This is a genomic window from Wolbachia endosymbiont (group B) of Sphaerophoria taeniata (assembly GCF_947179355.1).
Classification (GTDB): Bacteria; Pseudomonadota; Alphaproteobacteria; order Rickettsiales; family Anaplasmataceae; genus Wolbachia.
Map to the genome: position 1 here is coordinate 296784 of NZ_CAMXAW010000002.1, position 15142 is coordinate 311925.

The 15142-nt window shown below is 35.0% G+C and carries 13 protein-coding genes and 2 pseudogenes; 11 read left to right on the plus strand and 4 right to left on the minus strand.

The features are described 5' to 3' along the window. Positions 1-49: 49 nt before the first annotated feature. The 5 genes and pseudogenes from ONG75_RS07875 to rho form a co-directional block, all read left to right on the plus strand. Positions 50-190, plus strand: a pseudogene (locus ONG75_RS07875) (molecular chaperone DnaJ); the annotation flags it as partial. A 21-nt stretch (positions 191-211) separates the two neighbouring features. Further along, positions 212-859, plus strand: coding sequence for an endonuclease III (nth, locus tag ONG75_RS02585; protein ID WP_264375701.1), 648 nt, complete (start codon positions 212-214; stop codon positions 857-859). A 279-nt stretch (positions 860-1138) separates the two neighbouring features. Then, positions 1139-1253, plus strand: a pseudogene (locus tag ONG75_RS02590) (IS5/IS1182 family transposase); the annotation flags it as partial. Between the two features lie 114 nt (positions 1254-1367). Beyond that, entirely contained in the window at positions 1368-1973 is a 606-nt protein-coding gene (locus ONG75_RS02595; RefSeq protein ID WP_010402270.1) for a cell cycle transcriptional regulator TrcR, read from the plus strand. 194 nt (positions 1974-2167) lie between these two features. Further along, positions 2168-3580, plus strand: coding sequence for a transcription termination factor Rho (gene rho, locus ONG75_RS02600; RefSeq protein ID WP_264375702.1), 1413 nt, complete (start codon positions 2168-2170; stop codon positions 3578-3580). Between the two features lie 245 nt (positions 3581-3825). Here the strand turns inward: rho and tnpC are convergent, their stop codons facing one another. Both tnpC and ONG75_RS02610 read right to left on the minus strand, forming a co-directional pair. Beyond that, complete coding sequence (gene tnpC / locus ONG75_RS02605; protein ID WP_264375454.1) at positions 3826-5208, minus strand: IS66 family transposase; 1383 nt, start codon at positions 5206-5208, stop codon at positions 3826-3828. Between the two features lie 140 nt (positions 5209-5348). Continuing rightward, positions 5349-6083, minus strand: a complete 735-nt coding sequence (locus ONG75_RS02610) for a leucine-rich repeat domain-containing protein (protein ID WP_264375703.1) — start codon at positions 6081-6083, stop codon at positions 5349-5351. A gap of 195 nt (positions 6084-6278) precedes the next feature. Here ONG75_RS02610 and gpmI point away from each other — a divergent pair, with 195 nt between their 5' ends. Then, positions 6279-7775 (plus strand): 2,3-bisphosphoglycerate-independent phosphoglycerate mutase, encoded by a 1497-nt coding sequence (gene gpmI, locus ONG75_RS02615; protein ID WP_264375704.1) that lies wholly within the window; start codon positions 6279-6281, stop codon positions 7773-7775. Between the two features lie 413 nt (positions 7776-8188). Here gpmI and fabD read toward each other — a convergent pair whose 3' ends face one another. Next, complete coding sequence (gene fabD, locus ONG75_RS02620) at positions 8189-9154, minus strand: ACP S-malonyltransferase (protein WP_179951429.1); 966 nt, start codon at positions 9152-9154, stop codon at positions 8189-8191. A gap of 125 nt (positions 9155-9279) precedes the next feature. Here fabD and rpmE point away from each other — a divergent pair, with 125 nt between their 5' ends. The 3 genes from rpmE to ONG75_RS02635 all read left to right on the plus strand — a co-directional run bounded on the left by rpmE (position 9280) and on the right by ONG75_RS02635 (position 11552). Further along, positions 9280-9492, plus strand: coding sequence for a 50S ribosomal protein L31 (rpmE, locus tag ONG75_RS02625; protein ID WP_006013575.1), 213 nt, complete (start codon positions 9280-9282; stop codon positions 9490-9492). Between the two features lie 21 nt (positions 9493-9513). Beyond that, positions 9514-10299: an NAD kinase gene (locus ONG75_RS02630; protein ID WP_264375705.1), complete on the plus strand. Its 786-nt coding sequence runs from the start codon at positions 9514-9516 to the stop codon at positions 10297-10299. Between the two features lie 83 nt (positions 10300-10382). Next, positions 10383-11552, plus strand: a complete 1170-nt coding sequence (locus tag ONG75_RS02635; RefSeq protein ID WP_264375706.1) for a hypothetical protein — start codon at positions 10383-10385, stop codon at positions 11550-11552. On the opposite strand, the gene ONG75_RS02640 is transcribed toward ONG75_RS02635, so the two are convergent. Then, positions 11547-12339, minus strand: a protein-coding gene (locus ONG75_RS02640; RefSeq protein WP_264375461.1) for an IS5 family transposase whose coding sequence is annotated in 2 segments (ribosomal slippage) — positions 11547-12074 and positions 12076-12339 — 792 coding nt in all. Because the reading frame shifts where the segments join, the coding sequence is not laid out codon by codon here. The two genes, ONG75_RS02635 and ONG75_RS02640, sit on opposite strands and share 6 nt — an antisense overlap. Before the next feature lie 276 nt (positions 12340-12615). Here ONG75_RS02640 and ONG75_RS02645 point away from each other — a divergent pair. Beyond that, positions 12616-13632 carry an extracellular solute-binding protein gene (locus tag ONG75_RS02645; protein ID WP_264375707.1) on the plus strand — a complete coding sequence of 339 codons (1017 nt, stop codon included), beginning with the start codon at positions 12616-12618 and terminating at the stop codon, positions 13630-13632. An 80-nt stretch (positions 13633-13712) separates the two neighbouring features. Continuing rightward, positions 13713-14600, plus strand: a complete 888-nt coding sequence (locus ONG75_RS02650; RefSeq protein ID WP_264375708.1) for an aspartate carbamoyltransferase catalytic subunit — start codon at positions 13713-13715, stop codon at positions 14598-14600. Positions 14601-15142: the final 542 nt, after the last annotated feature.

Genomic DNA, 15142 nt, shown 5'->3' on the forward strand with positions numbered 1-15142 from the left:
TTATATACTTTATCCTCTCATTCTATCCCTTTTTTGAGATCACGTACAGGTTCTTAGAAAGTGTTTTGCAGAAGTGGCAAGCGAATTTGCTGAAAGGAATTTTGATGAGGTAAAAACTGATATGTCTGATGTTAATACTGAAGGACTACCTCATCCTCAAGCAATTGAATTTGCACAGCAAACAGTATAGTATAAGCTTTTAGCTCTATGCATGGACTCAAAAAAAGTAGAATTAATATTTGAAAAATTTCAACAGTCAAATCCTGCGCCAAAAATAGAGCTAAATTATACCAATCATTTTACGTTATTAGTTGCAATAGTTCTGTCAGTGCGGACGACCGATATAAGTGTTAATAAAATTACAAAGGAGCTATTTAGTATCGCTGATACGCCAGAAAAAATGTTGAATCTTGGGCAAAGTGAGCTGAGAAAATGCATAAGCAGTATTGGTTTATATAATTCTAAAGCAAAAAATATAATCGGGCTCAGTAAAATATTGATTGAGCGGTACAATAGCAAAGTGCCTACTAATTTCGATGATTTGGTATCTTTACCAGGGGTTGGGAGAAAGAGCGCTAATGTATTCTTAAATTCAGGGCTTGGTATTCCAACATTGGCAGTTGATACTCACGTTTTTAGAGTGAGCAATAGAGTTGGGCTTGTGAAAGAAAAAGATGTACTTAAAACAGAGCAGTCTCTTTTGAATGTAGTGCCAAAAAAATACCTACTTTATGCTCATCATTGGCTAGTTTTGCATGGTAGATATGTTTGCAAAGCGCAAAAACCTTCGTGTGAAACATGCATAATTCATGATTTATGTGAGTTTGAATGCAAGAGGTTAGTATCTCTTCTTTTTTAATTCAAGTAGCTCACAGAGGTGAAAAAGATTACTTTACACATTTTTCCATTTTCCTTATCATAAGACTGAAGGTATTTTATTATCTTCAATCTGTGCAGATTAAACGACAAAAGTATTATACAGTTAGCGTCTTATTTTTAATTTTTTGCACTATGTGCACCTTATGTCTTCACAATATTTCTAGGTTTTTACCTACATAAGCTGAAACGAGCTTATAAAACGTTTAAGACAGTATAGAACGCCAATTTTCAGGATTAGAGAGTAACAACTAGCTAACGTGAGAGATCTCTTGCCTGGTTGGAAAAATGTAGGCGACTTTGGAAAAATTGCGAGCGTAAACTTAATACTAGCCTACAAATTTGCTTTTACTTCTTTCCTCCTTAAAAGATTATGAACAGGTTCTAAGAGATAAGAAATATAAACCAAAAAGCCATTGGATGACAAAGTTAATGCTTTTTTAGTTTTAATGGTTTATATTTTATTTCTATAACAGTAAAGGAATATTAAAATGGGAGATGTTTTTTCGATGTCAATGGAATCTTCTAAAGACAATAAAGATAGAAATGAACAATTTCTCATGCAGGTAGCTGCTTGGTTGGTTGATAACACTAGCTTAACTTTTGATCAAATAGCACAATGTTGCAAGTTATCCCTTGAAAAAGTACAAGACATAGCTGATGAGGAAATAGAAGTTGAAAAGTATGACCCTATTATTTCTGAAATAATTACTGAAAAAGAAATCGATAATTGCAAAAAAAATCCAAATCGTGTACCAAATTTGATTATAAAAAATATAAAAAAAAGGGCAAAGACGATTAGCTTTCTTGCCTTTGCTTCCACAGCAAGGCGTAGAGATAAACCTAATGCGATTTATTATTTGGTAAAAAAATTTCCTATCTTGAACAATAATGTGATAGCTAAGCTAGTTAGTACAACAAATTACACAGTTGAGCAGGTAAGAGATGGATCTCATCATAACATACTCAATATCAAACCTCAAGATCCTGTACTACTTGGTTTATGTAGCCAGGAAAATTTAGAAGCGGAAGTAGAAAAAGCGAAAGTAGAAGAAGAGAAGAAACAAAGATTAAAAAATATAAATAATAGCTATTGATGATTCTCAAATTCTTGTACTTTGTTAATATTAAATTGACTTGACTTGTTAGTTTTTATCAGTATAATGTAAGTAAAGTATCTAGTTTAATAATAATTAAGTCTAAATACGCACTAAAAACTAGCTCAGCCTAATTTATTGTTTTATACTCACATTTTAGGTTAGTAAGCATCAATTAAAATTTTTGGAGGATTATGACAACAATCAATGAAGATGTCTTAGCAAAAGGAGAGGTTGTAGGTCAACCTGAAAAAAGCGAACAAATTCATAATGCTGACGCAGTAAAACAAATGACCAGTGAAGGTGCTGAAAAAAACAAGAAAACGTTGGACCTGAGCGAATTGAAAGAGAAAACAGCAGAAGAATTGTTAGAGCTAGCTGAAGAAAGAAAAATTTCAACTAGTGGTAAAGGCAATGGCAGGATGCTAAAACAGGAAATGATATTCAGTTTAATGAAGAAAATGAGTGAAGAAGGAGGCATAACCACAGGAAGTGGAGTAGTGGAAATATTGCCTGATGGTTTTGGTTTCTTACGTTCATCAAGTGCAAATTATGCTCCAAGTACCGATGATGTTTATATTTCCAATGGCCAAATAAAGAAGTTTAATTTACGTACAGGAGATATGGCATGTGGAGAAATAAGGCCACCTGGTGATAAGGAAAGATATTTTACTTTAACTAAGGTTCACAGTATAAACTCTACTGAAATCAGTGAATTAAGAAAGTACGTCCATTTTGATAATTTGCTTCCGCTTTATCCTGAAAAAAGCCTCATCCTTGAAAACAACAGTAGCGGAGATAATAAAAAAGATATAAACATGCGTGCTGTAGATATAGTTACACCTCTTGGAAAAGGACAAAGAGCATTGATAGTTGCTCCACCTCGTACAGGAAAAACGATATTGCTTCAGCAAATGGCTCACTCTATAGCTACAAATCATCCTGAAATAGAACTAATAGTATTACTTATAGATGAAAGACCCGAAGAGGTGACAGATATGATACGCTCTGTAAAGGGTGAAGTGGTAAGCTCTACATTTGATGAACCTGCCTACCGTCATGTCCAACTTGCTGAAATAGTAATAGAAAAAGCTAAAAGAATGGTTGAACACAAAAAAGATGTAGTGATTTTGCTTGATTCTATAACTCGCCTTGCACGTGCTTATAATGCAGTCATTCCTTCGTCTGGAAAGGTTCTAACCGGTGGTGTAGATTCAAATGCGCTGCAAAGACCAAAACGCTTTTTTGGAGCAGCTCGTAATATTGAAAATGGTGGTTCTTTGACAATCATCGCTACAGCCCTTATAGAAACTGGTTCAAAAATGGATGATGTTATTTTTGAAGAGTTTAAAGGCACAGGTAATGCTGAAATTATACTAGATAGAAAACTTGCTGATAAACGTATATTCCCTGCTATTGATATTACAAAATCCGGAACAAGGAAGGAAGAGCTATTAGTTGATAAGGCCATACTAAATAAAATATGGGTATTGCGTAGGATACTTAACCCTATGGGATCTGTTGAAGCAATGGAGTTTTTACGTGACAAATTACTTTTAACAAAGAGCAATGCTGACTTTTTTAACTCCATGAATCACCAAAAGTAAGCCAATTCTGATGGAGCAAAAAAGCAAAGCTCTCTTATAGCTAAAATAATTTGGATTTATCAAAATATATTAAGCTGGCAATCTACCTTAAGTTGCTATTCCAACTTATAGCACTGATTTTGATCAAAAATTTTATGTAGTCAGTTTATTTACAATCGATTTTCCAGTGTCAGCCACTTAGATGACATCTTTTTGACTCTTAATATTAATATCAATTGTGTACCGTATCCGTTCAGGAGAGTGGTTTAAGAAACAATAGATAAGAGGTTTTGGAAAGGATTGAGACCCCTTTGTTTCCATGTTAAGTATAACGAAATTATCCGTTCAAGGAATGCATTTCCCCGCTTTGATTGTGTAAAATACGAATTTTTGCGGTAAACGACATAATGCCGTATCTGCTGTTCAGCATGGTTGTTTGTCAGCGGAATGTTTTTTGGGTCATCTAAAAAATTCCACATCATTCTTTCAGATTTCAAAATATTTTTCGCAACTCGAGAGGCTCCAATTGCTTCAGGTAAGTAGGATATTTCCTTCAAGTAATACCTTGTACGTTTTCGCAACTTTCTGGCACGTCTGGCAAATCTAAAAACATCTATCTCATTTTTTAGCAAAGCCTTTTTTAGTGCAAATAATTCAGTAGCTACATTTCTTAAGTAACAGCCAAGAACTTTGACTTCAATATTCCAACTATGCGCTAATCTTTCAAAATCCCTTGCTAAGTGTGCCCAGCAGATTTGCCTTTTTTCATCAGCAAAGTAATTGTATACTGCGTACCTGTCGGTTACCACTAAGCTATTATGATTGCAGCATGCGTTATTTTTTAAAACTTTCATTCCTCTTGACTCTGTCAACTTCACAAAACTTGCCGTATTGCTTGCAAACATCCAACACCAAGCGAGTTTACCTTTGTTATAATGGCTCGTTTCATCAATATGTAGAACTTTACTCCTACTTATCTCTTGTTCGATCTGCTCATACATTTTTTTGCATTTTGAAGCAACTCTATGTTCACTATTTGATATGCTAACGACGCTTATGTTCAAATTGAAGATATCATTTACGACACTCGCTATTTCGCGTTTTGAATTTTTGTAGAATCCGCTGAACGCTGCAATTATTGACTTAACCCTTGGACCAAATGTATCTGACGTAACACCTTCTGGTAACTTACTGCTTCTTCTTTTTCCGCATCTCCGGCAACGACCATGCTCCATCTGATATTCCACTACATAAGGCCTAATTTCCGGAAGATCAACTTTTTGATGAATGTACGGTCCATTGCATATTGCAATCCCTCCTCCGCATTCACAAGTAGATGACAACTTTACTTTTATCACCTCATCTGCATCCATTTTGGCGCGAAAACTTCCTTTATGACCAACCTGACCACCAACGTTTCTGTCGCTCTTTGGCTTGTCCTTTTTTATTTTGTACAACTCTCTAGAGCTTGGTAGAGATGAATTTTTCGAGTTTAAACCAAGCCTTTCCTTTAATTCAGCGTTCTCTATCTTTAAAGCCTTGTTCTCTGCTTTTAAACTTTCATTCTCCCTTTCCAGCTTTTCTATTTTTGCTTCTAACTTTTCTATTTTTTGCTGTAAATTTTTGCAAAGCTCTAAAAGGTTTACCACATTACCTCACTTTTGCTCTATGATTATCTTTTTAGATCACCTTGTCTACCTTATTCTGCCACTCCGCTGAACGGATACTCACTTTTAGCACAAAATTCACTACCTTTTTTTTGTCTCTTAAACAGACAAAACGTGTGAAGTTATATAGTTTTAAGGCCTTTACTGTCAAAATGCAAAGATGTCTGCGCTTCACTTAGCTTGCTATCTGGCTCCTCTCCTATTTTTCTTTTATTACATTTCCTTTTTAATTGAGGAAGGACATTTTTTGGCAATGTTTCATCAATACTGCAATAATTGTAAATGAGCGAAGTAAGACGCACCAAATTTCCACTCGCCAAAGTCTGTACATCTCTGTAATTAATGCTGTTATCATATACTTTAAGTGTAATAAGATTTTTAAGATTTCCACTTGCTAAAGCCTCTGCACCTTCATTACTGATTTCATTCCATCCTAAACTCAGTAAAGTAAGCTTTTTAAGGTTTCCACTTGCTAAAGCTTTTGCCCCCCTATCGCCAATTTTATTATCATATAATTTAAGCTCAGTAAGACTTGTAAGATTTCCACTGGCTAAAGCCTCTACACCTTCATCACCAATTTCGTTTCCTCCTAAATCAAGCGAAGTAAGATTTATAAGATTCCCGCTTGCTAAAATCTTTGCACCTTCTGTACCAACATAACTGCAACTTAGATCAAGTGAAGTAAGATGAGAAAGCTGAGCTAATTCTTTTATAACCTCATAATTAATTTTTGAACATCGTAAAATAAGTCTTGTAATGTTTGTATTGCTTTTTAAAAAGTTTACTAATCTATCAACATTAATTATAGCACCTGATGTTGCTAAAGTATTATCCTTTACATATTGACTATAACTCATTTGACCTCACTATTAAAGCTATGCAAGTGTTTTAGTAAACACTTCAGCAACTGTCAATCACTTTAATAAAATATTTTATGAAAAACTTCATATACCATTGCCTCCAAGCAGCTTTTTCTATCTCTTATTTTAACACAAAAGTTGTGAGAAGAGTTTGTTTTTGGTACCATTGAGGGTTTCGATGTTAACTTTTATATGAACTTTAAATCAGTCGTTTTATGTATACTAGATGGCTGGGGTAATGGAATAGAAAATAGTAAATACAATGCTATTAGCAATTCAAATCCACCTTGTTGGCAACATATTAGCTCTAATTATCCAAAGTGCAGTTTATCTGCCTGTGGAACTGATGTTGGATTACCAGAAGGCCAAATAGGCAATTCAGAAGTTGGTCACATGAATATTGGTAGCGGTAGAGTGGTAATGCAAAGCCTTCAGCGTATTAATCAAGCAATCGAAACGATAGAAAATAATGCAAATCTACAGAATTTTATTAATGATCTAAAAAGTAAGAATGGCATATGCCATATAATGGGATTGATATCAGATGGCGGTGTTCATTCGCATCAAAAGCACATTTCAGCTTTAGCAAACAAGATATCACAGCGCGGAATTAAAGTTGTAATACACGCATTTTTAGATGGCAGAGACACACTGCTAAATTCAGGGAAAAGATGCATTCAAGAATTTACAGAAAGCATAAAGGAAAATGATATAAGAATCGCCACTGTCTCTGGGCGTTATTATGCTATGGACCGTGATAATAGGTGGGAAAGAACAATTGAAGCTTATGAAGCCATCGCATTTGCAAAGGCGCCTCGTTATGATGATGCAGTATCGCTTATTGATGAAAATTATCAAAATAATATAACCGATGAATTTATCAGGCCCGCAGTAATAGGCGATTATCAAGGTATAAAACCAGAAGATGGATTGCTATTGGCTAACTTTCGTGCTGATCGAATGATACAATTGGCAAGTATTTGTCTTGGTAAAGCAGGCTATACTGAAGTGGCAAAATTCTCTTCAATTTTAAGTATGATGCAATATAAAGCGGACTTAAAAATCCCTTATCTCTTTCCTCCTGAATCTTTTGCCAACACTTTGGGACAGATAATAGAAGACAATAAATTACGGCAACTGCGCATTGCAGAAACTGAGAAATATGCGCATGTGACTTTCTTTTTTAATTGTGGAAGAGAAGAACCTTTTTCTGGTGAAGAAAGAATACTCATTCCTTCACCAAAAGTTAAAACTTATGACCTGCAGCCTGAAATGTCAGCCTTTGAGCTCACAGAAGAGCTTGTAAAAAAAATTCATTCTCAAGAATTTGCGCTGATAGTTGTAAACTACGCTAACCCTGATATGGTGGGACACACAGGTAATATAAAAGCAGCCGAGCAAGCTGTGCTCGCTGTAGATGATTGCCTTGCAAAAGTACTCAGCGTTGTCAAAGAAGTGGGTAATACTGCACTCATTGTTACAGCAGACCATGGTAATGTGGAATGTATGTTCGATGAAGAAAATAACACACCTCACACAGCGCACACTCTAAATAAAGTTCCATTTATTATATCTTGTGAAAATTTAAAACTGAGAGATGGAAAATTATCTGATATTGCTCCTACTATTTTACAGCTACTTGGACTCAAAAAGCCAAATGAAATGACAGGTAGTTCGTTGATTGTATAATTTTTCGTATTACTCTCTATTCACAACTGTTGTAGTTTGAGACACCGGAAGGGTGCTATTCAAACAGCCCCTTGTCGTTTAGGTAGCCCATTCGGTGTCATCTCAGTGCTTAACACTGGCTTCTTGATTCCTGGATTCCAGCGTCACGAGAAAGTAGCAGATTTATGACGGCAGTGCCCAGAGGTGTCATTCAGTAGCACCTTGTCGTTCCAGTAGCTCTTTCGGTATTATTCAAGTAGCCTATTCGGTGTCATCCCAGTGCTTGACACTGGCATCCAGTCCTTTTATACAAAAAACGTTGTAAAGTGTTTACCAACTTAATGCCCAATCTGGATCCCAGTGCCAAGCACTGGGATGACACCATCATAAAGGAACTAGTGTTAGCTACTTGAATGATATTACATAGATATGCTTTAACTTAACCCAACTTTTAAATTTTTCGCTGTTAGTACTAATGATTCATCAAAAAAGCTATTAATATCACCAATACTATCTATATTTTTCACACTGATAGACTGATCAATTCTTTTAACTAGATTAGATAAAACTTTGTTAGGGCCAACTTCAACAAACTTATTAGTGCCATGGCTTGTCATATATAAAACCATCTCTCTCCATCTTACTCTACTTACAACTTGCTTAGCGAGCAAAGCTCTTATGATCTCTGGATCACTTTCTTCCTTAGCTGTAACGTTTGATACAAAAGGAATCGAAGGGCGAGTTATGTTGATGCTTTTTAAAAATTCCAGAAGTTTTTCATCAGCAGGTTTCATAAAAGATGAATGAAAAGGCCCACTAACTTGTAATTTTATCATTTTCTTGACACTTGAGTTTTTGAATAAATCAGGTAAGACCTCAAGAGCCTCTGCAGTACCACTCACCACTACCTGCCCACCACCATTATCGTTTGCAATTTCACAATCAATTTGAGCTGATTTTAATATACCTTCTACTTCACTTATTTCTGCTCCAAGTAGAGCAAACATTCCACCTTTGCATTTTAGTGAAGCTTCATGCATTGCTTCGCTACGAACTTTTAGCAACTTGACTGCAGACTCAAGCGTCAATGCCCCTGCAGCACACAGCGCTGTATACTCGCCAACTGAATGCCCACAAACATACTGAACGCTGTAAAGAGATTCACCAAATACGTGCTTCATAACACGTAGCGTTGCAATTGACACTGCCATTATAGCTGGCTGAGCGTTTTCCGTGATGGTTAATTTCTCAATAGGGCCATTGAAAATCAAATGAGACAGCTTTCTACCCAATATGTCATCTACTTCATCAAATACGTTCCTTGCAACTGAAAATTCATCATATAAGCTCTTTCCCATTCCTACAAATTGGGAGCCCTGACCAGGAAAAGCAAAAATCATAAAAAGTTTTTCATTCTTCATTGAGAATACTACTTTATTTATTTTTTGTCAATATTTCACAATAATGATTGACCAAATGAACCAGATTCACTAAAATCTTAGCTGGTAAGAAATTTGTAAGAACAATGGCAGAAATCGACTATCACAAAGTTACTATAGTTATGACAGATGGTCAAGAGTTTGAAACTTATTCCACTTATGGAAAAGAAGGTCAAAGAATAAAGCTTGATAGAGATCCTCTTACTCATCCTGCATGGACTGGAAGTTTGACAAGCGGTTCAGGGGAGAAGGATAGTAAAATAGCTAAGTTTAATGATAAATACGGGAGTCTTTTTTAGTTCCTCCCCTCTTTATTTAACATGTATAAGTATAAAAATGTAGGCTATATTGCTTCTTCGCTACCCAAGTCTCAGGAAGTATCTAAACTACTACAGAAACTCAATTTTATCAATATAGCAGAAGCAGGTAAGCATGAAGTTGATCTGCTGATAGTTGTTGGTGGCGATGGTTTTATGCTACGCACCCTACACAACTACGTCATAGGAAATAAAGATATACATGTGTATGGAATAAATACCGGTAACGTCGGATTTTTGATGAATAAATGCTTTGAAGATCTAATTGATCATATAGAACATGCAGTTCCTACTCAGCTAACTTTACTAAAAATGGAAGCCACAGACATAAGTGGCAAAAAACACCATTACATCGCAGTAAATGAAGTGTATGTCTTTAGAAATGCAAATCAAATAGTGGAGATGAATATTACCATTAATGATAAGCTAAAAGTAGAAAAATTCAGAGGAGATGGAATTATATTGTCTACCCCAACAGGCAGCACTGCATATAACTTCTCTGCCGGTGGGCCAATCTTACCACTTAATTCAAATTTACTTGCACTGACTTCCATCAATAGCTACTACCCAAGGCGTTGGAATGGAGCGCTAATCTCAAATGATACAATAGTGCAAATTGATATCAATGATTTGAAAAATCGTCCAGCACTTGTAGTATCAGATTACAAGGAATTTCACGACATATCGCAGGTAAAAATACAGAAAGATCACGAAAATACAGTCACTCTACTTTTTGACAAAGATTGCCCTTTGAATGAAAGGATCTTTGATCAGCAGTTCTTATACTAATATTTATTCTTAAATTAGTATTCACTATATCTTAATAACTATAGCGTAATCAACATAACATTGTAATTAATTTTGGAGCGAATATGCCTGGATCAGGAAATAAAGATAAAGTCACACTGGTTTCTCATACAACGGAAGGTGAAAATAGTGCAGCAACTCCACCAACACCAGCACCTAGAAAGACAGCGTTACAAACAAATTCGGCTAGCGAATCAAGTTCTGATGAAGAAAGGCAAGAAGAATCGAATGGTGCAAATACAGAACATATTTATGCATCCATAGGTCCAAATACAAAATCTCCAAAAAAGAGTTCAGATAGTCGAGAAGGTAATCCAAGCCTAAGCAGATCACCTTCTCAAGAAACAGTATATAGCGAACCTTGGAATAGTCAAAAAACATCAGAAACTTTAGAAAAATTAATGAAGGCACATCCAACTCCTACACCATCATATCAAACAGATGGCTCTGAAAAATCTTTGCTTGGAGATAATAAAAAAACAAACAGATTTTTACAGAAAGTAAAATATACGATGCAAAAGAAGAAAGTTACAATGCCTTTCGTAGGTCTTATTACGGCATGTTGTATTACGTCAATCGTTTTAGCTGTGAAGCAAAGAGAATTCATTGGATTCATCGGCAGCATAAATCCTGTTACTATATTTGGCGGAGTATTAGCGTCTTGTTTAGTCTTGGGAATTACGTGGGAACTTATGCAAGCAGTCCGTACTAAGGAGCACAAGATTACAAAAAGAGACACTCAAGAAGTTTTAGGTGAGATATTAGATACACTTAAGCAAGATGAGAAATGCATCAAGTCTTTGGTATTAAAATATAGCAACGGTAATCGTGTTTACTTTACGTTTCACTCTCTTCCAGAAAAAGCAAAAAGTAATTCAAACATCGTAGAACTTACAGGCCAGCCAATCTATTACAAGAGTAAAGTAAATTCATTAATCAATGATAGAATATGGCTTCCTATCTTAGGAACAGTTCTTATTACTGGAAACATAACCTTCCCTTTAGCACTTTATTCAACAGGTGGTTTGAGCAATATAGTAAGTTCATACACAAATCCTACTATTTACTGGCCAATCGTTGCAATTTCAGGCACTCTACTGCTTTTCACTTTAGCTTGCACAATTCATCATTGGAGCAAAACTGATTTTAAAGATTATTTGTTATTACATAAACAAAATGCTAATAGTGAAAATCCTAATGAAACAGCTATTGAAACTGTAAGAGCCTGTTCATAATCTTTTGAGGAGTAAAGCAGTAAAGGCTAGAACAACCATTTGCAGGCTAGTATTGAGTTTCCGCTCGCAATTTTTCCACAATCGCCTACATTTTTCCAACCAAGCAAAAGATCTCTCAACAACCCATCTTTTCGGCAATACAGCAAAGATGTGTAATTCGCTGCGCTTTATCACTTCAACAGTTGCTCCAATAATATCTTTTATTTGAGTTGCAAATTTTTCTCCCGTATAACCCGCATCAACTAGTATATTTTGGACTTCAGAGAGGTTTTCTCTTGCATTTTTGATCATTTTTACAGCACTGCTACGGTCAGTTATTTCTGCTGTTGTGATATAAATTGCGTGTGGTAGACCTTGAGTATCAACTGCAATATGGCGTTTTATTCCTGAAATCTTTTTACCAGCATCATAGCCTTTTTCTTCAGCAGTATCTGCATTTTTTACGCTTTGTGCATCAATTATGCAGAAGCTGGTTTTTTCTTTCCGACCATTGTTTTGTCGAACTACGCCAACTATTTTTTTTTAATACCAGCTCCAGAACACTTTCTTTATTTGCATCTGCTTTTTCACTCCACTTCTTAAAATAGTCGTAACAATTCCGCCATTTTGGAAACTCTTTTGGTAACATTCTCCACTGGCATCCACTTTTTAGGACGTATAATACTCCACAAAATACATCATATAAATCAAGTGTTCTCGGCTTTGTTCTCTTCCTGCAAGACTCCAGATCTGCTACAATAATCTCAAACTTTTCTCGACTTATATCACTTGGATATAAATTTCGCATATCCTACTTTATATACTTTATCCTCTCATTCTATCCCTTTTTTGAGATCACGTACAGGTTCTAAAAAGCAGTCAAGAAAAGATTAGTTCAAAATTGTTACAAGTAGTTGCTGAACGATGTGGCCATCCAGATATTACTTATATTATTAATTAAATCTGGCTCGTACTTCTTTTTATCGCTATTCCAGTACTGTAACTGCAACGTTTTGAAGATTTACACTTGCTAAGACCTTGCTATTTTGATAGCTTGAGATGATGAAAAGGAAGGGGTTTGTTTATGAAAAAAGGTTTAATATTTATATCTTTAGTAGCGGCTTTATTGATAGTCGTTAATTTTTTATATAAAAATAGCGGAATTGATGATTCACAAGTAGTAAACGTTTATTCATCTCGTAAAGAAGAATTAGTACATAGTTTGTTTGATGATTTTACAAAAACCACTGGCATCAAGGTACGTTATATCATTGACGATTATTCCCAATTGCTTTCACGTATGGAAAATGGCGGTGAAGCTGATTTTTTTTTAACTGCAGATGCAGTGAATTTGATTTTAGCCAAAAAAAGAGGGCTCTTATCTCAAGTGGATTCAGAGACTCTAAAAAATGCCATACCTGCAAAATTTAGAGATAATGAAGATTATTGGTTTGGTCTCACAAAAAGAGCTAGAATATTGGTTTACAATAAAGAATCAGTAGATCCTAAGGAATTAAGTACCTATGAAGATTTAGCGAATGAAAAATGGAAAGGGAAAATATTAGTACGCTCTTCCACAAGTCCATATAACCGATCATTGATCGCTTTTATGATTGCAAAAAATGGTTTTGAAAAAACAAAAGAATGGGTGAGTGGAATTGTAAGCAACATGGCAAGAAAACCAAGCGGTGGTGACACAGATCAAATTTATGCTGTAGCCGCTGGTGAAGGCAATGTTGCAATAGTAAATAGCTACTACTTTGCAAGAATCCTTTCATCAGAAAATAAAAAGAATATCACAGAAAAGTTAGGAGCTTTCTTCCCGAGTGATGGTGTAATGGTGAATATTAGTGGTGCAGCAGTAACAAAAAACGCAAAACACAGAGAAAATGCCATAGCTTTATTGGAGTTTTTTGTAAGCAAACAGGCTCAAGAGCTATATGCTAAAAAAAATCAAGAATATCCTATTGTTGAAGGTATTGAAACTTCTGATGTGTTAAAATCTTGGGGAAATTACCTACAAAGTACTCTGCCTATAAGTGAGCTTGAGAAGCATCTCTTTGAGGCTGTTATGATAGCAGATGAATGTAAGTGGAAATAAAATTTTATAGCTTCCTTCTACTTTACTTTAGAGTTGTGTAATTGAAATTAAGAAAGTAGAATAAGCTCAAAAAAGGAGCTATGGACAAGAGAAGGAATTTATTAAATATCTCAGACCTCACAATCGGTGATGTAGAAAATATAACTAAATTAGCCAACCAATACCTTGAAGAAAAAGTTGAAAATAGTCATGTTCTGAAAAATAAAATAGTCATAAACCTATTCTTTGAAGATTCAACACGTACGCTCGCATCTTTTGAAATAGCAGCAAAGAGCCTTGGAGCAAATGTTATAACTTTACCAATAAAATCTTCTTCTATTAACAAAGGGGAAGATCTAAAAGATATGATAAAAACACTAAATGCAATGAATCCTGACTATATGATAATCAGGCATAAAAGTAGTGGTATTATTAATACATTGGCAAAGCATGTCAACTGCTCGCTAATCAACGCAGGCGATGGAAGCAGTGAACACCCAACTCAAGCTCTTGCAGATTATCTCGTAATTATCAGTCATAAAAAGCAAATAAAAAACCTCAAAATTGTGATATGTGGAGATATTTTGCACAGTAGAGTTGCAAGATCAAATATAAGATTGCTAAAAATGTTTGGAGCAAAAATAAGCTTAGTTGCACCACCAGCTTTGATGTGTAAACATTTTTCTGAAGTAGATTCACTTCACTACTCACTAACTGAAGGTATAAAGGATGCTGACGTAATTATGCTTTTAAGGTTGCAAAAAGAGCGCATGAATAATAATTATTCAGAAAAAGAATATTTTCACTTGTATGGACTTGATGCACAAAAACTATCGCACGCAAAACCAGATGCAATTGTTATGCACCCAGGACCAATAAATAGAGGTATCGAAATTAGCAATGATATAGCAGATTGTGTTATTTTACAGCAAGTAAAGTTTGGATTAGCAACGCGTAAGGCAGTACTGCACTATTTAATAAATGTTTAAGTTAAAAATTAATGTTTAAGGAATTTTAGACATAATGACCCTCCTATAAAGAAAAGATTTAGAAAAATATAACACACCTTATGACAGAAATTAAGCGTACGTGTACGCACTGAAGTAGGCTGTGCTATATTTTTTATTGAAAAATTAATTGAAAAGTCTGCAGACTTGAATAAGGTGGATTTCGAGCTCTAAAATACCCTCATTTTTACTGATAATAATTAAGCTACCAAATGTGTCAAGTATTTTTTTGCATTTAATTTACAACTACGAACGTTTATTTGCAAAAAATACTATAAACATAAAATGATAGATGTCATAAAAGTAGCCAGTACTGGCATCCAGTTAAATTTGTGAGTTAAAAGTTATGCTAAAATATAACGTTTCTAATGATGATGGAAAATGGATCCCAGTGTCAGCTACTTAGATGACACCGTTTAGTACGCAAATTACCACAATGTTCATACAGCTGTATACTGATTTCTTTAATGTCCGTACAGTTGTATGTCAGCTACTCGAATGGCAATTTCAGATAAAACCTAGAT